This window comes from Oligoflexia bacterium, assembly GCA_035326705.1.
GTDB lineage: Bacteria > Bdellovibrionota_G > JALEGL01 > JALEGL01 > JALEGL01 > JALEGL01.
Genome location: DAOLES010000004.1, coordinates 44,071 through 65,027, shown reverse-complemented (window position 1 = coordinate 65,027; position 20,957 = coordinate 44,071). Strand labels below are relative to the sequence as shown.

At 39.4% G+C, this 20,957-nt stretch carries 16 protein-coding genes; 5 read left to right on the top strand and 11 right to left on the bottom strand.

Features of this window, described 5'->3' with window-relative positions:
- The first annotated feature begins 100 nt into the window (after positions 1–100).
- From PKC21_06845 to PKC21_06835, 3 genes are all read left to right on the top strand, one after another.
- Positions 101–1,312, top strand: a complete 1,212-nt coding sequence (locus PKC21_06845; GenBank protein HMR25054.1) for a fatty acid desaturase — start codon at positions 101–103, stop codon at positions 1,310–1,312.
- Between the two features lie 132 nt (positions 1,313–1,444).
- Positions 1,445–1,873 (top strand): DNA starvation/stationary phase protection protein, encoded by a 429-nt coding sequence (locus PKC21_06840; protein ID HMR25053.1) that lies wholly within the window; start codon positions 1,445–1,447, stop codon positions 1,871–1,873.
- Positions 1,874–1,930: 57 nt separating this feature from the next.
- Positions 1,931–2,176, top strand: coding sequence for a glutaredoxin domain-containing protein (locus tag PKC21_06835; protein ID HMR25052.1), 246 nt, complete (start codon positions 1,931–1,933; stop codon positions 2,174–2,176).
- Between the two features lie 17 nt (positions 2,177–2,193).
- Here PKC21_06835 and PKC21_06830 read toward each other — a convergent pair whose 3' ends face one another.
- Positions 2,194–6,840 carry a hypothetical protein gene (locus PKC21_06830; protein HMR25051.1) on the bottom strand — a complete coding sequence of 1,549 codons (4,647 nt, stop codon included), beginning with the start codon at positions 6,838–6,840 and terminating at the stop codon, positions 2,194–2,196.
- Positions 6,841–7,167: 327 nt separating this feature from the next.
- On the opposite strand from PKC21_06830, the gene PKC21_06825 reads away from it, so the two are divergent.
- On the top strand, positions 7,168–7,980 hold the full coding sequence (locus PKC21_06825; protein HMR25050.1) for a prepilin-type N-terminal cleavage/methylation domain-containing protein: 813 nt from the start codon (positions 7,168–7,170) through the stop codon (positions 7,978–7,980).
- Between the two features lie 53 nt (positions 7,981–8,033).
- On the opposite strand, the gene PKC21_06820 is transcribed toward PKC21_06825, so the two are convergent.
- The 4 genes from PKC21_06820 to PKC21_06805 form a co-directional block, all read right to left on the bottom strand.
- Positions 8,034–8,549 (bottom strand): hypothetical protein, encoded by a 516-nt coding sequence (locus PKC21_06820; protein HMR25049.1) that lies wholly within the window; start codon positions 8,547–8,549, stop codon positions 8,034–8,036.
- A 126-nt stretch (positions 8,550–8,675) separates the two neighbouring features.
- On the bottom strand, positions 8,676–9,641 hold the full coding sequence (locus tag PKC21_06815; GenBank protein HMR25048.1) for a hypothetical protein: 966 nt from the start codon (positions 9,639–9,641) through the stop codon (positions 8,676–8,678).
- Between the two features lie 111 nt (positions 9,642–9,752).
- Positions 9,753–10,667, bottom strand: coding sequence for a ParB/RepB/Spo0J family partition protein (locus tag PKC21_06810; GenBank protein HMR25047.1), 915 nt, complete (start codon positions 10,665–10,667; stop codon positions 9,753–9,755).
- 35 nt (positions 10,668–10,702) lie between these two features.
- Complete coding sequence (locus PKC21_06805) at positions 10,703–11,518, bottom strand: AAA family ATPase (protein HMR25046.1); 816 nt, start codon at positions 11,516–11,518, stop codon at positions 10,703–10,705.
- Between the two features lie 221 nt (positions 11,519–11,739).
- Between PKC21_06805 and PKC21_06800 the strand changes: the two genes are divergently transcribed.
- A complete protein-coding gene (locus PKC21_06800) occupies positions 11,740–13,245 on the top strand; it encodes a hypothetical protein (GenBank protein ID HMR25045.1) in 1,506 nt (501 codons plus the stop codon).
- 15 nt (positions 13,246–13,260) lie between these two features.
- Here the strand turns inward: PKC21_06800 and mnmG are convergent, their stop codons facing one another.
- The 6 genes from mnmG to yidD form a co-directional block, all read right to left on the bottom strand.
- Complete coding sequence (mnmG, locus tag PKC21_06795) at positions 13,261–15,138, bottom strand: tRNA uridine-5-carboxymethylaminomethyl(34) synthesis enzyme MnmG (GenBank protein ID HMR25044.1); 1,878 nt, start codon at positions 15,136–15,138, stop codon at positions 13,261–13,263.
- Positions 15,139–15,366: 228 nt separating this feature from the next.
- The gene (locus tag PKC21_06790; GenBank protein HMR25043.1) at positions 15,367–16,200 is read right to left on the bottom strand and encodes a glucose-1-phosphate thymidylyltransferase; all 834 of its coding nucleotides are present in this window, start codon (positions 16,198–16,200) and stop codon (positions 15,367–15,369) included.
- 31 nt (positions 16,201–16,231) lie between these two features.
- Positions 16,232–17,611, bottom strand: coding sequence for a tRNA uridine-5-carboxymethylaminomethyl(34) synthesis GTPase MnmE (mnmE, locus tag PKC21_06785; GenBank protein HMR25042.1), 1,380 nt, complete (start codon positions 17,609–17,611; stop codon positions 16,232–16,234).
- 57 nt (positions 17,612–17,668) lie between these two features.
- Positions 17,669–18,718, bottom strand: a complete 1,050-nt coding sequence (locus PKC21_06780; GenBank protein HMR25041.1) for a R3H domain-containing nucleic acid-binding protein — start codon at positions 18,716–18,718, stop codon at positions 17,669–17,671.
- Positions 18,719–18,979: 261 nt separating this feature from the next.
- Positions 18,980–20,692, bottom strand: a complete 1,713-nt coding sequence (yidC, locus tag PKC21_06775; protein ID HMR25040.1) for a membrane protein insertase YidC — start codon at positions 20,690–20,692, stop codon at positions 18,980–18,982.
- 48 nt (positions 20,693–20,740) lie between these two features.
- Positions 20,741–20,950: a membrane protein insertion efficiency factor YidD gene (yidD, locus tag PKC21_06770; GenBank protein HMR25039.1), complete on the bottom strand. Its 210-nt coding sequence runs from the start codon at positions 20,948–20,950 to the stop codon at positions 20,741–20,743.
- Between the last annotated feature and the right edge of the window lie 7 nt (positions 20,951–20,957).

Genomic DNA, 20,957 nt, shown 5'->3' with positions numbered 1-20,957 from the left:
AATTATTTACATTTTTTATTGTAGCATAAATCATACACAATCTGACCATCTTATTTTTTCTAGGGTTTAGGTCTGATTTTATGTTATACTCACCCACATTATGCAAAATTTTAAAGCATTTTTATCACGTTATAATCTTATTACAGCGCCCTTTTTTGTCATTTTAACCATAAGTGCTCTGACTCTAACACCTTGGCATATTTACCAGCATGGTGTGGCCTGGCAAAATATAGTTTTGTTTGTCCTGATGTTGGCTGCCTGCCTGATGAGCATCACCTGCGGCTACCATCGCTTATTTGCTCATCGCAGCTATGAAGCTTCTTCTATTTTGAAATTTTTGTATTTGGTTTTTGGTGCCAGCTGTTACCAACAGTCCTGCATGCAATGGGCTTCTGAGCACCGTATCCATCACCAGCATGTTGACCATGATAAAGACCCTTACAACATTCAAGAAGGTTTTTGGTGGGCGCACATGGGTTGGATTTTATCTTCTAAAAAAGCCAATGCTTCTCGTCCAGATGATTTACTCAATGATCCTTTGGTGATCTGGCAAGAAAAATACTGGATGCTGATTGGAGCTTTGGTTGGCGGCTTGATGCCTGCTCTGATTGCTCATTTTTTATGGAATGACTTTCTAGGTGGTTTTATTTATGGAGGCGTTCTAAGATTATTTATTTCCCATCATATTACCTTTGCCATCAATTCATTGGCTCATACCTTAGGCAAACAAAACTATACTGATACCAACTCTGCCAAGGACAGTTGGATTACCGCTATATTCACTTTTGGTGAAGGCTATCATAATTTTCATCACTGGTATGCCAGAGACTACCGAAATGGCATTCGTGCTTATCACTGGGACCCTAGCAAGTGGTTCATCAAAAGCATGAACTGGTTGGGATTAACTTGGAACTTAAAACAAGCTTCGCAAGAAGCCATTTTGCAGGCACGCTTAAAAATGCAAAAGAAACGTTTAGAGTTGCAGCAACCGCTAAATGAAAGAGCCCAGCAGCTTTTTGATGACGCTTATCAAAAAATTGAACATCTCAAGCTTAAAAAACAGGAACTTTCAAAGTTAGCTGAACAAAAAAAGATTGCTTTTATGAACTCTTTGGATGTTCAACAGCAAGAATTACAACAAAGCTTTAAGCAAACCCAAGAAGCGTTTTACAAACAACTTAGACAAAAGAAAGCTTCTTTGGTTCATTCTATTGACCAACAGCAGTTGGAATTGCAACATTCCATTAAAGAAACTCAAAAAGCTTTGTACAAACAACTCAAAGAGTGGTCCAAAGTTGCAAAACCTGCTTAACCTTATCTATAGCTAAAAATAATCAACTTTCATAGCCTCATTGTTAAAAACAATGAGGCTATAGTTTTTTTCAACTGTTCAAATGCTCCGATTTTGTCTATGATGAGTTCATAACAAAAGGAGATTAATACAATGACTACAAAAGAAACTTTAAGACAATTGTTAGCCGATAGCTACACTCTAAATTTAAAAACACAAAATTATCACTGGAATGTTACTGGCCCGATGTTTTCATCTCTGCACACTTTATTTGAAGCACAGTACAATGAGTTTTTTGCGGCCATAGATGTTATTGCTGAACGTATCAAAGCCTTAGGTGACTATGCTCCAGGTTCATACCAAGAGTACATGAAGTTGACACAAATTAAAGAGTCTACCGGTCAACTGCACTGGAAAGACATGGTGTCTCAACTTTTAGAAGGTCATGAAAAAATCATTGCCACTTTGAAAAAAAGTTTAGCTGAAGGCGAACATGATGATGTCAGTGAAGATTTGTTTATTGGTCGCTTGGACGTGCATGAAAAAACTGCATGGATGTTACGCTCGATTTTAGCTGACTAAACAAAACTCTGGGGACAGGCCCCTGTCCCCAAAATTTAAAACAAGAAAGATATTTTTATGTCGTATACAAAAACTGCTGTCATGATTTCAACTCAAGTGTGTCCATTTTGTGTCAAAGCCAAAGCCATGCTCACCGATCATGGTTATGACATTATTGAAATCAAAGCTGGCCAAGATATTCCTATGGATGCTATTTTACCGCTGAGTGGAAGAACTTCTGTTCCGCAAATCTACATTGATGGCCAACATATTGGTGGCTCAGATGATTTAGAAGTTTGGCTAGAAAACCAAGCCAAACAATAAAGTTTTGCTTTTTATGGTTAATGTCCCGTGTTTTGTTCACGCAAGTGATACTTAATGGGGTCTGTTGCACCTTTAATTATTGCAAACACAGCAATGGCTGCAGGGACCGTCACCCTCTGACTGTACCGATATTTGCAAAGCATGGAATATACCAATTGACTTCTGATGTATTTAATTTGGCTATTGGGGAATAAGTCAAATAAACGATAAAACATGATTCGATCTACAGATTCATGCACTGAGGCTGGAATATCTTGGTTCTCTAACAACCACTCTCTTGACTTAAAGCCATCACCAAACAAACGGACCTTATTTCCTAAAATTGGAAAATTAGATTGTGGTCTGTTGTCATAGGCTTCATCATACATAAAATCAGACAGTGCATCTAAAAGTTCTTTTTCAAAGTCAGCGTCACTTTCTAAAACTTCTTCGATCAAACCTTCTTTGACGGCCAGGTCGTATAAAAATTCATCGTTCATGACTACAGGTGGATGCTCATGAATTAAAAAGTTTTCAACTTTTTCCAAACGTTGCATCACACCTTGATAGATTTCTGGGTAGTCTTTAAACAGCTCTGCGAAATCTTTGGGTAAGTTTTCGGATTGCCTGACTTCTTTGGCAAAAAGAGCTTCCGCCTGATTGCTTGAGTTCCATAAATACTCACTGAAAAACCAATAGCCTCCAAACTCTACCGCAGAAACAGGAATGCCTCCCAACCACTCCAGCCCCATTTTAGATAAAGCTCTTTTTTCACCCGAAGTTAAGGCCTTCATGGATAAGTGCGTACCCAACTGCGGTACCGCCAAATCATATGCCAAACGTGTAATCCACTCTAAGTCTAAGCCCTGATGTACATCATAATCATCATATTTTACACTGACATAGCCCCACATATTCGACACCAAACTTATTTGTTTGGCCTGATTGGCCATTACTTTATTGGCAATTTTTTTAACCGGTGAATTAGGCAAAGAACACTCACCATGAATGGTCTTGCGCATTCTTGTTTTATGTCTTGCTTCAGCATAAGCATCGGTAAAGTTTCTATGCTCTGGGCTACCATAGCGTTTGGTACGAATACGTCTAATAACCGGTGCATTTCCTATACCTAGAGCTTGATCCAAAGATTTAAAAAAATAATCTACATACTGTTGCTGCTCACGGATATAGTACTGAACATGCTCATCATTGAGAAAAGATCCTGGCTTTGCTCGCAATGTTTCGGTGATATCATCAATTTTTTGGGCAATCTCACTTTGATGATTCCAAGCGTAATGCAAATCATAATCATCAATCTGATTGATAAAACGATGCAGTTCATCAATTTCATCTTCAGATGTTCTACCCATTTGTTTTAGGTATTGAATAAAGCGTTGTCTTTGTTTTAAACGTTCCAAATGAGCAACATCTAAAAATTCATCTATATGATCCAATATAAAATTGGTGCGCTTTTGATAGTAACCCGCTACAAACTGACCAGAACGTCTTAATTCATCCGCTATAGAGTTGATTTCACGCCGGGAAAACTTAATGACAGAAATGAACATTTTTGCATCTTCTTTGGTTAATATTTTTCTGCCTGTGCGTTCAAAGTTAGCAATAGCACGCTGCCATTGCTGTGGGCTAAGAATATCACTGTAGACAAAAGGCTCTAAAAAGCTTCGCATGCCATTGGTATCCATGACATACTCATCCAAGAAGCGTCCGGCCAAAGCTTTTATTTCAGAATTGATTTTTAAAACAGCTTTACCATTGACAATAATGACTTCCGGCATACCATTGATCAATTCTTCAAATTGCTGCTGGTTGATTCGTCCTCTTTGTAAGGCTTCGTTAAGGATTTCTATCATGCGCTTGGTTGTTACCCACCATTTGTTTGTGTATTGGTACATCAATTTATAATAATTGATACTGACTTGTCTTAAAAGAGGCATGTCCCATATTCTTTTCCATATGTAATTTAAACCGTCTCCAACAGCACTGAATAATTGAGAAGTTAAACTTGGATTAATCTCTGGAAAATGAATGGGAAAATTGTTTCTAGCAAAATTTAAACCATCACCCTCTTTTAAAGCACGGATAAAATCATCAAAGACTTGATCAGAGACTTGATCAGAGCGTGCAAACAACTCTCTGGAATACCTGTATTGATTGAGAAAATCTACTGAACCCTTTGGGGCAATACGAATGGCATGGTCAATCAACATTTGCCGTGAAAAGTATTTTTGAAAGGCCCCTGTTTTTTTAATATAGTTTATGGTTTTTACCCCTTCTCTGAGCAAAACATAGTCTGTGGCTACAAATATAGCCAATTCTAAAGCCAGAATAAGGTTTAGGTTTTTAATATCTTCTCTAAAATAACTCTGTAAGTAGGCTGCATTTTGTGGGCTGATGTTGGTACTGGCCAAAGAACGATCCACTTGACTTTGTTGATTTTTACGCATGACAATCATATGATAGGTCGCCACGCCACTAATACTAACCGCCGTACCTATAATGGCTAATTCAATAATTATATTGCCTGCCCCCGGCAATAAAAACAGAGCCATCACATGCGGTACAATCATGGCCATTTTAATCATATTTTCTTTCATTACTTCATCGCAATTGGCTTCATCCAGTAGTTTGCAATATGCATCGCCCAAACCTTCCGATGGATTATCTAAAGCAAAATCTAGAAGTGCAAAGACACGTGATCTAATGCTTTCTTTTAAAAAATTTAGTTGTCCTTCTGGCGTATCAAGGTTTCTTTTTTGCTCTAATATATTGAGTTCAGTCATGATGTCTTGTTGCAAAGCCTGTTCAACCGCTTGAAGATTGGCCATACTCACTTGAAAATCTGGAGCCAACTTACGTTGTTTGAAATGCATGTGACGCATTGCCGGAGATATGACTCCATGCGAAGCATCTTCCATCATTCTTCTATAGCTTTCTGTGGTTTTTAAAGGTCCTCCAAAAATATAACCTTGGTTGAAGCAGGTTTTGTAACGTGCTTGGGCATCAAACTTCAACAAAGCAATCATGCTCGAGTGAGCAAAGTAACTGCCAAAGCTAGGCGTGGTATACAAGTTTTGCAGTTTCTCTTCCAAGGCACCCATCAGTTCATAACGTTCGTTTTCACCAATGGCATTCAATGGGTAGGATTCATTGTAAGTCTCATTGTCAAAGCGTCTTTTCAACTGGGCTGCGGTATTGTAACAGTAGTCGTTAATGTCGGTGATTTTAGCATTGAGTAAATCCACCATGCTTGGACGAAGCGCGGTTTGTTGGGGGGTGGGATGAAACGTGATGCTATACGCTCCACTTTTAATATTTTGATAGAGTTTCTTCCTCGATTCAATGCGTTTTGCTTGGTATTGTTCCTGACAAAAATGAAAGGCACTTTTTCCACACACCAATTGCTCAGCATAGTCGATAAAGCTTTGTTCTGTTGCCAAAAACTGCCGTCCTTGATTAACACTCATTTTTTGCAGTTCCATCAGAATTTTTGCATTGGTGGTGCGATAAAACTGATACGGTAAAAACCCACGAAAAATTTTAGGGTAAGCCGCCTCACTTAAATTTTCTACACGTCTGTTTTGCTCTGCCCTTGCGTTTTTCTCATAAAGTTGCTGCCACCTGCGTTCTACTTCTTGCTCAGTTTCACTGCGATCCAACCATGGCAGTTGACTGTAAGATTGCAGTATACAGTTTATTTTTTCTTCTTCTGGAAGCTCATCACATGCTGCGGTGTTGATTCTATATTGCTCTTTGTTCAAAAATAACGCAACTTCAGGGTCAAAGCGCTCTATCGGGGTAAACCCATCCACCATTTGGCTTCGTTCATATGTTTGTTGCGGATTATAGACCATTGAATCTGGGACACCTTCATACATGGATAGGATATTTTGACCGAAGACTGCATAATCTGATGTTGCGGCGAGGGTTCTTCTATTGTAAGAACTGTTGTCTCCTATGGTGCATTGAGCCAAGCTGTTAGCAAAGCGCATGATTTGATACTGTTGGTGCGTCACCCTTACATCTCCATACTCAATTTCTCCTAAAGTTTCATCAAGCTTACGAATGATATAAGCCATCGCTTCAGGTTTACTTGACTGATGGATCCTGTTCTCTATTTGTTGGTAGTAGCGATGCATCTCCGTTTCAACAACATTCCTTTGACCTTTGTAGTACTCAAGCTTTGAGTTTCCATTTCTATCGTAGCAATCTCTTTGATAGGCTGGGTGATCACTGGCTGGAAAATATGAGCTGTGAAACATAACCGAACTCTCGCCACACCTTTCAACTAAAGTATTAAATTGCGTATATTGATCAGTAAGAACATTTCTATAAATATGGGTGGCACAAAACCACCGTTGGTGAATCTCATTTTGTGGATTAAAGTATATATGGCAGTAACGTTCATTGACCATACACATTCGCAAGTGCTTGTTGATAAGAGATTGATTGTTGTTTAATTCAACTTGAATTTCATTGAGATTGTTTGTTAAGTTTTGTCTTAAGGCCGTGTAACTGTATAAGCGTCCACCGCTGTAATCTTTACGTAAAAAATTTAGTTTTTCTTGCGAACTTGCTGCATTTCTAAACATGTCCATTGTTGTGGCCTCGTTTAGGCATTGATCTAAAATAATATAGTCGCCTGCAAATATCATTTGCCACAACATAGCTATGGCTAAAAATATCCCCCTGATTGTAGCTCTCACGTGTCCCCCCAAGTGAACAATGGTTTTATCAACTCTTGGAACGCCGATTTAACACAAAAATATTAAAAAAAAATTAACTTTTTTAAAAAAATTTTTTAAACAGCGTGTTGCGTTAGACTGTGTTTTTTAGTATACAACAAGACCTTTTGCTTGAGATTAAATCTATTTTCACCAAGGCTGCTTTCAGCAGTATTTGCTAAAACACAGTATTTTGCACCCCAATCAAAAATAAAATTGTATTTGGCTTATTGTATCTGTTAAAATGCGCTAAGATACTGATTTTATATTGTGTTGGTTTTATCAAAAAAAAAGTGTGCTGGATTTTCAATCATTGAATTGATGGTTGTCATTGCTATTGGGGCTGCTATTGCCTCTATAGCTATCCCTTCTTATCTAGAGTATGTACAAAAATCTAAAATTGCAGAAGGCTATATCATGCTGCAAAAAATGACGCATGGAGTTTATGCTAACTTTGGTCAAACACCTCAAGTCTTGGTTAATGGTGAAACCTATTTTGGCGAGTCTCGTTTTCCAACAGGCAATATCAACCTTCTTTCACAGGCTGTTCGTGTTGAAGGTACTCGCTACAGAACTTATGCACCTCTGCCTAATACAAAAAACAATGACTTTAGAGTACGAAAGGATGATGTATGCCTTGACCCTGACCATACGCTAAAGCAATGTGGGGCAATTTATATAAAAAATCAAGACTACCTAGAATCTATGGGTTTCACATTAATTGAAGTAAGAGGCGTTGACTTATACAGCACCAATAAGAGCTATTTTTTACCTACAATTTCTAGTCATGCAGAACTGGCAAACCTTCTTATCGCAGATGGACTCCCCGCTGCCCATTCAGTTCGTAATAAATTTGGCTCTGATATTTTTCAATCAAGCCTTCTTACTGTAATAGCTGATCTTGATGGTGATGGTTTTTCTTCTGTTAATAATAGTGATTATCTTAATGCCGGTCGGTATAGTGCTCAATTTTCCAGACATGTCGATAACCTCACCTATATCTCTAGGGCTTTGTATATTGATCAAAATACCGGCGAGTTAAAAAGTACTCCCGGCTTAATCAAAGAAAACCTGGGCGAGTAGCAAGGTGGTGCAGCTTTTTATTGTGTGCTTAACATGATTTGAGCCTTGGCCTCTTAATGAACTAACTTTTCTTGCTCAGCTTGCTCAGAAAAACTTGATTGACGTAGTTTTTCAATTTTTTCTACAATCACTTGGGCAAAGCTTTCCGCTTTTTCTGCATTTTTTTTTGTTTTAAACAGCGTAAAAAGTGGGTTACCGAACATATCGCAAAAAATAATTTTTTTTCTACTCAGAAAATATCCTGTAATGAACTGATGGATTGCCCCGTATAAAAACAAGCCGGATAATATCAATATTGGCATCAGATCAGTCTGGTCTTGGTCAGAAAGGTTTGCCACTGCCAATAAGAAAGAAAATACCAGTAAAATAAATCCAAAAAAATAACTTTTGATATGCAAAGAAGACTCTCGTATTGGACTTGGGTCTATTTTAAATAGATCAATACCATACTCAGTCTTAGAAAAAAAAGATTGGGCACAAATATCCACCTGATAAGCTTTAGAAAATGAAAACTGTATGGATGATAAAAAACTTAAACGTTGAGAAAAGGTCTCTTGTGTTTGTGGCATTTGATCAGATCTACCATAAACATACATGCAAGTCTATGCCTGCCTTAACTAAAAGAGACTCGTCCAAAATCAATTCACAAGCATAAAAAAGCTAGGTCTTACCTTTTGCTGCCTATCCAAAAAAAACTAAATATCAATCATGGTTCTTAGGCCGGGTTTGGCGTTAAGAACTTTTTTGATGGTATTGAGCAAAATGGAGTGGGTGGCAACATCCCCATGCACACCATTGATAATTTTTGAATCAATCTTAGGTTCACTGTCTAAAACCACTTGGTCATAACTTTCATCTTCAACAATGCTGGCTCTAAAATGCAATTTGATCTTTTCTTCACCCTTGACCAAAGCTGTGCCTACTTGTTCTACACCTGCTGTATGTTCTGGTGTTAGGTCTTTGCCATTCCAGTGCATGTTTTCTTTGACCATGATCGGTTTAATTTCATCTTTCCAACTGTCAATGGGCCATTCCAATTGCGCTGCAATCATGTGCATGGACTCTGTTAAACCGACATGCCGTAAAGTCCCTGCTTGTTTTTTTTGTTCAAACTCTTGCATGCTTAAGCCTGCTCCAATTTTCTCTTGAAAAGGAATTCTGCGGCTCAAAGCATTTTGGTAACGATTAACCCGGACGTGGTTTACGGTTTTGCACAATAAACTTAGGTGACTGGGTAAAGCATCCATCAAGAAACCCGGATTAACACCTGTTCCCAAAATGGCAACATTATTGGCTTTGGCAACAACATCCAATTCTTTAGACAATTCTGGCTGCTCGCGCCATGGGTAACTGAGTTCTTCACATGAAGAAACAATGGGTATTTGTAGATTGAGTAAACTTTTAAAACTTTCCATGGCTTTGGCCAAACTGGATACGGTGGTGACCACGGCAATATCAGGTTGATGCTTGTCAACAGCCTCTTTAAGATCTTGGTAAATGGGTGAATCATTGCTGTCTTGACAGATATCATTGAGCTTCTTACCCACAAAATCAGGATTTAAATCAACACTGGCCACGGTTGTAAAACGCGGGTCTTGTTCAATTTGTTTAGCTATACTTTGTCCTAGAGGTCCAAGACCTACCTGTAATATTTTAATCATACGCTGCCTATAAATTTATTGTCAGCGTTTGACAAGTGCTTTTTTATTCCTGCTCTTTATATTTAGAAAGGTAATAACTGTATTAATTGTTTAGCCATCTTAAAAGTTTCTTTAACCTAAAAGCTTTGCCATCCGTTCCAAGTCATGTGAATTAAAATAAGTAATACTGATTTCTCCACCTTTGCCTTTGGGTTTAATGTGGACTTTGGTTCCCAAACGTTGTTGCATTTTATTTTGCACAAATTTTAAATTGGGGTCCAAATTCACTGCGTTTGTTTTTTTGGACTTTTGTTTTTGGGTGCTTTCTGTGCTTTGTTTGATCCACTGTTCTACCGCTCTAACTGACAGACCTTGATCAATGATTTTTTTAGCCAACTGCTCTTGCTGGACAACATCCAAAACCAATAAAGCTCGGGCATGGCCCATGCTCACTTTTCCTTCATCGACATAGGCTTGGACCATCGGTGATAATTTTAACAAGCGGAGCAAGTTGCTTACTGTTGAACGATCTTTACCCACTTTCTCTGCAATTTGTGCCTGACTTAAATTAAATTCTTGGCTCAAGCGTTCATAACCCTTGGCTTCTTCAATGGGTGTCAGGTCTTGACGTTGTAAATTTTCCACAATGGCAATTTCCAGTTGCGTTTGATCGTTCATATTTTTAATCACAGCAGGAATGGTACTTAAACCCGCCATTTTACTGGCTCTAAACCTGCGTTCACCGGCAACCAGCTCATAACCACCTGAAATTTCACGCACCAAAATAGGTTGAATCACTCCGGATTGTTCAATGGATTGTTTAAGTTCTTGTAAAGCTTGCGCATTAAAATGCCGTCTGGGCTGACGAGGATTGACTTGAATGTCTTTAATATTTAACTCAACAAAACCTTTATTACTTTTAAGTTCACCCACTTGCGCAGTTGCTGTTTGATTGTTAGAGTTTGTTTCTGTGTCAGCTATAACACCTGGGTTTTTGCGAATCAAAGAGGATATGCCTCTACCCAAAGCTTTGCGTTGTTGTGCCATAAAATTTTCTCCTTACTCTTATCTAATTTTCAGCTTTATGCCTGCGCATTTGTTGTCTTGTTGGGCTGTTTTGTTGCTGATAATGTTTCATATTTTTTGATGCATTCGGCAGCCAAGTCTAAATAACTTTGTGATCCAACCGAGGTAATATCATATTGAATGATGGGTTGACCAAAACTTGGGGCTTCGCTTAAGCGTACATTGCGCGGAATTTTGGTTTGCCAGACCAAATTGGGAAAGTGGGTATTAATCTCTGTCTCCACTTGGTGACATAAATTGTTTCGTTTATCAAACATGGTTAAAACAATGCCTTTGATATTCAACCGCGGATTTAAGTTCTCTTGTACCAGTTCAATGGTTTCTGTTAACCTACTTAAACCTTCAAGAGCATAGTACTCTGCTTGCAAAGGCACCAATACATCCTTGGCCGCTACCAAGGCATTGATGGTAATCAAACTTAAAGACGGTGGGCAATCAATCAAAATATAATCAAACACTGTGTTTAAATTTTGAATGGCTTTGTGCAATAAAAACTCACGGTCCTGTAAATCAACCGCTTCAACTTCAAAACCAGCCAAGTCTGATGTGGCTGGGAGAGTCCAAACAAACGGTGTTTTGGCTTGAAGAATACAGTCATTGATGTTTTGTTCACCCAAAAGGACTTCATAAATGGTTTTTTGCTCAGCTACATTCTCTGTCAACCCTATACCACTGGTTGCATTGGCCTGTGGGTCCATATCAATCAACAAAACCTTTTTTTCTGCCGCCCCTAAAGAGGCCGCTAAATTGACGGAAGTGGTGGTTTTACCCACTCCACCCTTTTGATTGGCCATGGCAATAATCTGTGTCATAAGTGGACTTGTTTACCACGCAAAAACTATTTTGAAAAGCGCTATGTTTTATTTAAACGATTAAGCTCTTGATATTATTTAATTCTTTATTCTTTTTTAGTGCGCTTCACTTCTTAGCTTTCTGCACCTTCGTTTTTATTTATAGAATATAAAGTTTGCTTTTGACTTGCAATGCACCCATGCTTTTTGTTAAAGGTGTAGAAACATTTTACGGGGGTATCATGAAAAAATATGTCCTTTATAGGCTGGTGACTGACCTGCTGTTCTTAGCTTGTTTTTGTGTCAGTTTTGCTGGCTACGGCCAAGTAACCGTGCAACCGGAGTACAGTCAACTTGCAAACTTAAGTTTTCCTTTACAATACTATGCCAATGACTTTTCTGGCAAACGCAGCCTGCCTTTGTTATGGCAAGAGTTCATCATAAGAATTGCCCAACAAACCCAGCAAAATCAAGTTGATTTAAATTTATTGCTTACTGTATCTGATTTTTCTCACTGCGATCCCAACAGCAAACACCTTATAGAAGATTATAAGTCTGAATATCCTGCCATTGACCGATTTGAACAAGCTTTTTTAGGGCGTTGTTCTCAAACACAAAACAACTGTAAACTTAATCATATAAAATACCAGTGTACACAGCGTGATTATAGTTGGTTGAGAAATAAAGCCCATTTACAGGTTTTAGATTTTAATGGAAATGAAGCTTTTTTGCGCATGCAAAACAAGGATCACGCTTATAGCCAAGAGCTTTTACCCCAAGGCACAACCATTGTTGGTATTCCTTTAAACTGGAATGGTCCAGCAGACTTATTTACTGACAGAGCCAAGGGCAATTTGTACATGACTGAACGCGTGCTTGACCAAAATAATTTATCCCCCGTGGATGCTCAACAGCTTTTACGCCAATCCATTGACTTTGAGCAGTTGATTTTTCTTCAAGCCAACCCATGGGAGCATACCCAAGACACCGATACCATTGTCATGTTTGCTAAACATCATCAAACTGGACAAATCCATGCTTTTCTCACTCAACATCCAGATGGACCTGTGACTCGAAGAAGTTTAGCCAGCAGCAGCTACCTTGCGGGCGATTTTTTAACTTTGGGTCAAGCCAGCAACAAAGAAAATGGCAAGTGCAGTGTTGCCAGCCAAGACTTGTTTTTAATGGGAGTTTTTGTTTTCAATCGTTGGGATGACCCTTTTAATTTTAAAAGCAGCCTGCGTGGCTTTGAGCTGCTCAAAAACCACGCATCGCAAGAAGACTTTTTGGAGGCGGCTCAGAACCGTTGGTCCAACTTTAATCAGCTCTATGCTTGCTATCAAAATATTGCAACTCAGCTCAATCAGCAGGCAAAAAGCATAGATGCTTACAACTACCAAGCTTTGCTAAGGGCAGGCTTTAACCAACAAAACATTCACTGGTTGACTTCACCCGGTGTTTACTCCGACAATCAAAATAATGACAATACGTATGCGGCCTCCTATGTCAACGGTGTGATTATCAATGATACCTATCTCATGCCGGTTTTTCCAAGCTTTGATCAAGCCGATGTTGAATACGGCCGCAATGAAGTACAAATCAAGCAAGCCTTTGACGTTTTAGGTTCAAGTGACATTAAAGCCATGCAAGAGCTTAAAAAAGTTTTTAAGCATGTTATCCCCGTTAGAAGTGATTTTTTAAGCGGTGGCGCCATTCACTGCATATCAAGCTGCAGTTACCAGTATTAATTTATAATGGTTTATTTAATAGCTATTGGCTAATTGCTTAGGTTTTTGGGTTTTTTTCAAATACACATGTAAAATAGCAACCGCGGCCGGGGTCATACCAGATATTCTGGAGGCTTGGCCCAAGGTTTCTGGTTTGAGTTGATTGAGTTTTTCTCGAACTTCATTGGATAAACTGGGGACTAGGCTGTAGTCTATATCGTCTGGAATCTTGGCATTGTCTTCTTTTTCAGCCAAACTCACCTCATTTTGTGCTCGTTTAATGTAGCCAGCATATTTGATGCGAATACAGGCTTGGGCAAATGTTTCACGTGAAACATCTTTTAAGCTTGGGTCCAAGACCAAAATATCTTCCCATGAGATCTCTGGACGTCTTAACAATTCCGTTAAATCGCTTTGTTTTTTTAAGCCTGAGGTTCCCAAATCATTCAGTTGTTGTTGCATATCAGGTGTGGGTGATATTTTATGGCTTTTGAGTTTTTGCTCACAGTTGGTAATGGCTTGCATTTTTTGTTCAAACAAAGCAAATGTTTCACGTGAAACAAGTCCTTGTTCATATGCTATGGGCATCAATCGCTCATCGGCATTATCTTCACGTAAATGCAAGCGATGCTCTGCCCTTGAGGTAAACATTCTGTAAGGCTCTTTAACACCTTTGCTGATCAAATCATCCACCATCACACCAATGTAAGAATTACTACGGCTAAGATTTAGTGTGTCTTTTCCTAAAACACTGGCAGCAGCATTGGCCCCTGCCAACAAACCTTGCCCAGCCGCTTCTTCATAGCCTGTGGTTCCATTGATTTGTCCGGCCAAATATAGGTTAGGCACCAGTTTTGTCTCCAAACTGGCTTTGAGTTGGGTTGGGTCAGCATAATCATATTCTATGGCATAACCGGGGCGCATCATCTCCACATTTTCCAAACCTTCAATGCTGCGTAAAAACTTTAATTGCACAGGCAATGGCAGTGAATTGGATAAGCCATTTGGATAAATTTCTTGCGTGCTCAAACCTTCTGGTTCAAGAAAAATTTGATGCCGGTCTTTATCCGCAAAACGGACCACTTTATCTTCTATGCATGGACAGTAACGCGGTCCTGCCCCTTGGATATTGCCGCTGTACATAGCAGACTCATGCAAATGATCCTCAATAATTTTATGGGTATCAAGATTGGTATAAGTGATGTGACAGGGCACTTGCTTAACCTGTGTGCTTTGCCCAAAAAAAGAAAACAAAGGCAAGGGCGTATCTCCGGGTTGTTCCTCTAGCTTGCTGTAATCAATGCTTCTGGCATCCAACCTTGGTACAGTCCCTGTTTTTAAACGACCCATGTTAAAACCAGCTTTGGCCAAGGCTTCACTTAGGCCCAAGGCTGGCAAGTCTCCATGTCTGCCTGCTGCTTGCTGGAACTGTCCAATATGGATCAAACCATTGAGAAAGGTGCCAGTGGTAATGATGGTTTTTTTGGCTAAAACTTGTTCACCCATTTCAGTGATGGCACCTGTGCAGCCTTGATCATTAAAAGACAGGTCAACCGCCATCCCCTGTTTAACATAAAGATTAGATGTGTTTTCAACCACTTTTTTCATGTAAGCGGCATAAAGGTACTTGTCTGCTTGTGCTCTACTGGCTCTAACCGCCGGTCCTTTTTTGGTATTGAGGGTTCTAAATTGTATGCCGGTATGATCAATGGCTTTGGCCATTTCTCCACCCAGCGCATCCACTTCTTTGACAATATGGCCCTTACCCACGCCACCAATGGCTGGATTACAGGACATATGACCTATTCTATCCAGATTGCCGGTGAGTAAACAGGTTTTTACTCCCATGCGTGCCGCCGCCAAGGCTGCTTCTATTCCAGCATGGCCTGCGCCTATAACCAATACATCGTACATTCAATCCTCACTTCAAAATGGAACTACCATTTTTTTCCTTACTCCATGTTAGCATGTTGCTTACCTAAACTTAACATCAAAAATCAACCTAGGCCCACAGTTTTTTATAAGCAGACCTTGATAGTTTAAAAACTTTCTATTCCTAAGCCCTGCCCTAAAAGCTTAATATGTTTCACGTGAAACATGCTGCCCAGAAACCTTAAGCGTAAGACCAAGACCACTTAGCGCTTATCTAATTAAACTTTTGCTTTTATACAAGCCCTTTTTTACCGACACGCAAGGATAAACCAAGCTTTGTTTGCTTAAAATCACACCAGGATTCAACACAGCATTGCATCCCGTCTGACAGGAATCTCCAATAATGGCCCCAAATTTTCTCAAACCTGTGTCCACCATTCCACCATCAATTTTTATTTTTATATTACCGGTCACTATCTTTAAGTTGGATAACTTGGTTCCTGCTCCCAAGTTAACCGCATTGCCTAAAATACTATCTCCTACATAAGCAAAGTGCGCGGCTTTGGCATCGTTGGCAAAAATAGAGCTTTTAACCTCAGTACTATGACCAATAACACAGTTTTTTCCAGTCAGCACGCCACCACGAACATAAGCCGCGTGTCTGACCATGGTTTTTGGACCTAAAATACTGGGACCATTAAGATAAGCTCCAGCCTCTACCTTACACCCGGGCATAACAACAACATCCTTGCTGGCAATGATGGCTCCAGCTTTAATTATACTTTTTTCAGCTTGCGGATGTTCTAAGACTATATCCTCCTGCACCAAACCCACCGCAGGCAGCTCAAGTCCCTTCAAATCGATGTATTTTTTTTGCTCAATAAACGCTAGTAACCACGCTTCTTTGTATTTGGCCGCCAATACTGCCCAAGGTTCAGCCTCCGGAAAAACATCTTTAAACCATAAGTTTTTTACATTGATATAGCTGTTTATATCCAGCGATGTTTCACGTGAAACATTATCCATATAATCACCCTCTTTCCATGACAACAAACCTTTGTTTTTCCAATGCACCGGTTTAAGGACGCTAATCCAATAAGCCAAACATAGGGATCAACAAAGGGCTTGCTCTCAATTATTTGCCCACACAAAACTTAGAAAATACGGTATCCAAAATTTCTTCCGTAATATCTTCTTTTCCAAGTAAAGTCATCAAAGCACTCATGCCCTCTCTAAGCTCCAAAGCCACAAATTCCTCAGCCTGACCCCTTAGCCAACTTTTTTTTGCGCTTAAAAACGATTCTAATGATCGGTCTATAAGCCTTTTTTGACGTAGGTTTCCAAGCAACACTTTTTCATCACTGAGTTCATTTTGTATCAGTAGCGTTAAAGCTGCCATAAATTCATCTAAACCTTGTTTGCTTTTAGCCGATAAAACAAAGGTATTGTCCTTTGGTGCGTGTAATTTTTGTAAATCTGGCTTAAGATCTACTTTATTTATCACGTTCCAAAGTTTAAAATTGTACTGCTGTTGCGCCTGAACAATTGCATCCCACTCAATAAACTCCGGATTATCGGTGAGCAGACAAACCAAATCTGCTTGCTCTAAACTTTTTAAGCTCAATTGTATACCCGCTTGTTCAATACTGTCTTTTGTATCCGCACGTAAACCGGCGGTATCCATCAATTGTACCGGGCAACCTTCTATCAATAAACTTTCGTGAATGCGGTCACGGGTTGTTCCAGCAATATCAGACACCAAGGCTCTGTCCTCTTGCAAGATTGCATTAAATAAGGAGGACTTGCCAACATTGGGTTGACCTAAAAAAGCCACCTTATAACCATCATGCATTTTACGCGTTGCATTATAACTTGTGGATAAACTCTGTAAGCTGCCAATCACATTATCCAGTTTTTTTAAAATATGGTCTTTGTCTTCTATGGGTAAATTTTCATCTGGAAAATCAATGTCTGCTTCACACTCGGCTAAAACTTCCAAAGCCAATATGTACAGTTGTTCAATTTGTTGGGCCAAGCCCCCTTGCAAACGCAACTGAGCATAACGGGACGCTTCAACAGAAGAAGCATGAATAAATTCTGCAACTGCTTCTGCTTGCGTTAGGTTCATTTTGTCATTGAGAAAAGCACGTTGCGTAAACTCCCCTGGCTCAGCCAAACGGGCGGAGCTATTTTGACAAATCAAATCAACCATATGATTGAGGGTAACTGGATTACCATGCACCGTCAACTCAACGGTATCTTCTCCAGTATAGGAATATGGAGATTCAAAAAAAACAAAATACCCATCATCGACAACACTTTGATTGGTATCAACAAAGTGCCCGTAGTACATTTGATGACTGCGTACATCTTTAATTTTATCTCTAAATTTAAAGAATTTTTTTGCGGTAGACAAAGCATCTTCACCAGATAAACGAATAACTCCCAAACCCCCGCGCGCTGGCCCAGTAGCAGGGGCAACAATACATTGACGATGCTTTATCTTTGTTGACATACAAGCCTTATAAACAATGTTGCCCATCTACAATTTAGATAGGCTTATTGTTTAACCTTACTCTTTATCTTGGCGGGTGACCAATTTTGCTTTTGGTTTGTTTTCTTTGTTGGCTTGTGTTTCTGGTGTATTGCCTTCTAAATGGGCTTCCAACTCATGCTCTGGCAAGTCTGCAAGCTCATCAATATTATCTGGAAAAACATCCATGTTTGGCGCATGTGGCACATCATAAGAATCGTGCATGCGGCTTGGTCCACTGGCTAAGCGCGGAGAGTTTTTATCTCCTTTGTAATTACCGTTGCCATTACTTCTACGATTATTGTTTCTATCATTGGAACGACCGTTGCCATTTTTTCTTACATTCTTAGGAACAATCATGACCTTACGTCCTAAACCTTCACCTACACTTTTGGTGTTGATATGACGGTTATTGGCCAAGGCCATGTGCACCACACGTCTATCCATAGCACTCATAGGTTCAAGACTAACTGAACGTTTTTCACGGCTGGCTTTGGCTGCCATTTTGTAAGCCAAAGACCGTAAACTTTCTTGGCGACGCTCTCTATAACCTTCTGCATCTAAAACCAAACGTTTATCAGAACTTCTATCCAAGCCAATACCTTTGGCAACAACGTGTTGCAAGGCCTCTAAAGTTTGACCACGTTTACCAATAACCAAGCCTGTACCTTCACCTAAAATATCCAAATAAATTTTATTTTCTGTTTCCTTAAGGTCAACCTCAACATTGTCATCAATGTAAGATAATATTTTTTCTAAAATGGCTTTAGCATTTTTACCCATATCGGTTGGATCAACATAAACCTCTTCCACAGCTTCATCTTGATAATCATCGCCATCATGCTCTGTATTTTTTTCATGTGTTTTGTTGTTTGCATTTTTGCGCGGCTTGGCTTTATGGCTATGGTTTTGTTCTTCATCGCTTTTTCTTGCCCGCAACTTGGTTTGCTTATCGTTTAAAAATTCAAAATCTAAATAAGCCTTAGTGGTATTTAAAGCTACACAAGCTCTTTCCAAAGCATCTTCTCTATTTTTACCTTCAATCTCTAACCACTCGTGGTCTAAATCCTGTTCAATTGCCTGATTCATTTGTCCTCCTTGTTAAGGGGGGATCTTCCCCCTCCCGCTTCACTCTTTTTTTAAGAGAGTCCTAAGACCCTCTTAAAAACAAAAACCGCGGTTTTTGTTTTTTCACTCCCGTGCGCTCAGTCACATACAGTGACTTCGCGAAACTTACTTCTTATCTCAAATGAGATTATTCTTTATGATAAGTGAAGGCCTTGAGGGCTCTTGCCCGATCAGCCGAACGTTCATAAAATAATCTCTTTCTTTTTCTCTCCTTTTAAAAACTTAGGCTGTCACAGCCTTTGTTCCTTTTTGAATCCAGTACTGTTGGCCTACGCCCCACAAGGTACTGACCAAAATGTATAAATTTAAACCTGCCGGTAAAAAGATCATGAACACTGTAAATATCAGTGGAATAAATTTCATTATTTGTTGTTGAGCAGGATCAACCCCAGCTGTTGGGGTAAGTTTTTGTTGAAAAAACATGGAGATACCCAAAAGCACAGGAAGAATAAATAAGGGATCATGCGCCGATAAATCGTTTATCCAACCAAAAAATGGCGCGTGTCTTAGTTCAATAGAGTTATACAATACTCGGTATAAAGCAAAAAACACCGGCATTTGTAAAATAAGCAAAAAACAACCCGATGCTGGGTTAATTTTATGCTCACGCATGTAGCCCATCAATTCTCTAGAATAAGCTTCTCTGTCATCTTTGTACTGTTCTTTCAGTGCATCCATTTGTGGTTTATGCAAAGACATTTTTTTCATGCTCTTGGCTTGCACTTGCGTTAACGGAAACATCAACAAACGCACAAGTACGGTGAGTAAAATAATGGCCACCCCATAGTTGGGTACAAAATCATGTAAAAATTTTAAAAACCTTAAAATGGGTCTAGCAATAGGCCCCAACCAAGACCCCAAGTCAATGGCTTGTTCAAGTCCAGGCTTGGTTTGCTCCAAGACATGAATATCTTTTGGTCCAGCATAAATATCTATCGCATAACTTTTTTGCTGGCCCGCTGCCAAACTCCAACTTGGGTATTGGGCAGAAATCACACCTTCATTTTCACCAATAGCTTTTTCAACTTTAAGGCTTTCCCAACGTCCTTCTTTAGGTAAAGCTGAAAACAAAAAGTATTGTTGATCAAAACCAAACCACTCAATGCCTCCTGTTGGAATTTTGGTGGGTTTTTCATCCGTCCCAAACTTACTCACTGGCCAACGTGAAACATCATCACCAATGTCCGCCAAACCGCTAAGCTGGTTCAGTTGTGGTGCAAAAAAGAAACTGCGTTTTTTTTCTGTCTGCACAGCTTCTTGCGCTGCCAATTCTATGATGGGTTTAATGGTATAGGGTTTAGATCCTGTGTTATTAATTTTTATTGCATGTCCAATCAAATGACTCTCTTCTTGCCAAGAAAAAGTTTTGCTCAAAGACAGGTCTGCAGCCAACTGCTGATTAAACTCAACTGTTTTTTCACTTTCATTGTAAACCATCTTAAAAGGCATGTTGCCTGTGTCAATAATTTGGCCATTGATGTCAAACAACCAAGACAGTGGTAAAGCATGATGTTTGGTTGCAGCCAAAAGTACAACTCCCTCTTCACCCCCTTTAACTTTCATATGTTCTTTTGAAACAACTTTAAACAAACCGCCGCCTTGATTGCTAAAACTTAGAGCAAAACTATTGGTTTCAACTGTTTTTTGTTCGGGTTTGATTGATTGTTGCGCTGTAGGTTTTGTGGCAATGTTAACAAGGCTTTTATCTTGTTCAGGCATTTGCTTGGCAGTATCAACTTTATTGGTGACTTCCTGCTTTTGACGCAAGCTTGTATTTTTATCTTCAACTGATGTATCTTGCTGACTAGAAACGTTTTCTTTGATAGCGCTTGCCGGTTTAGGCGCAAGATAATTGTACCAGACAAACAAAAAACCAAAGGTCATGGCCATGGCCAGGAAAAAACGGCCTTCTGGTTTACTTTCTTGGTTTTGCATATTGATATCCTTCTCTCTTTTACCTTTTACGTTCAATCCAAAATTAATCTATTCTAAAACATGGTCTTTGCCGCTGTACCAAGGGTTGCAACGAACGATACGCTTTAAAGCTAAAAAAGTGCCGTAGCTTAAACCTTTTTTTTCAATAGCCTCAACACAATAAACAGAACACGTTGGGTGAAAACGGCATCGTGTCCCTAAAAAAGGTGATAAAAAAAGCTTGTAAAGTTTCAACAAAACTTTAAGTACTCCAACCATGCCAGCC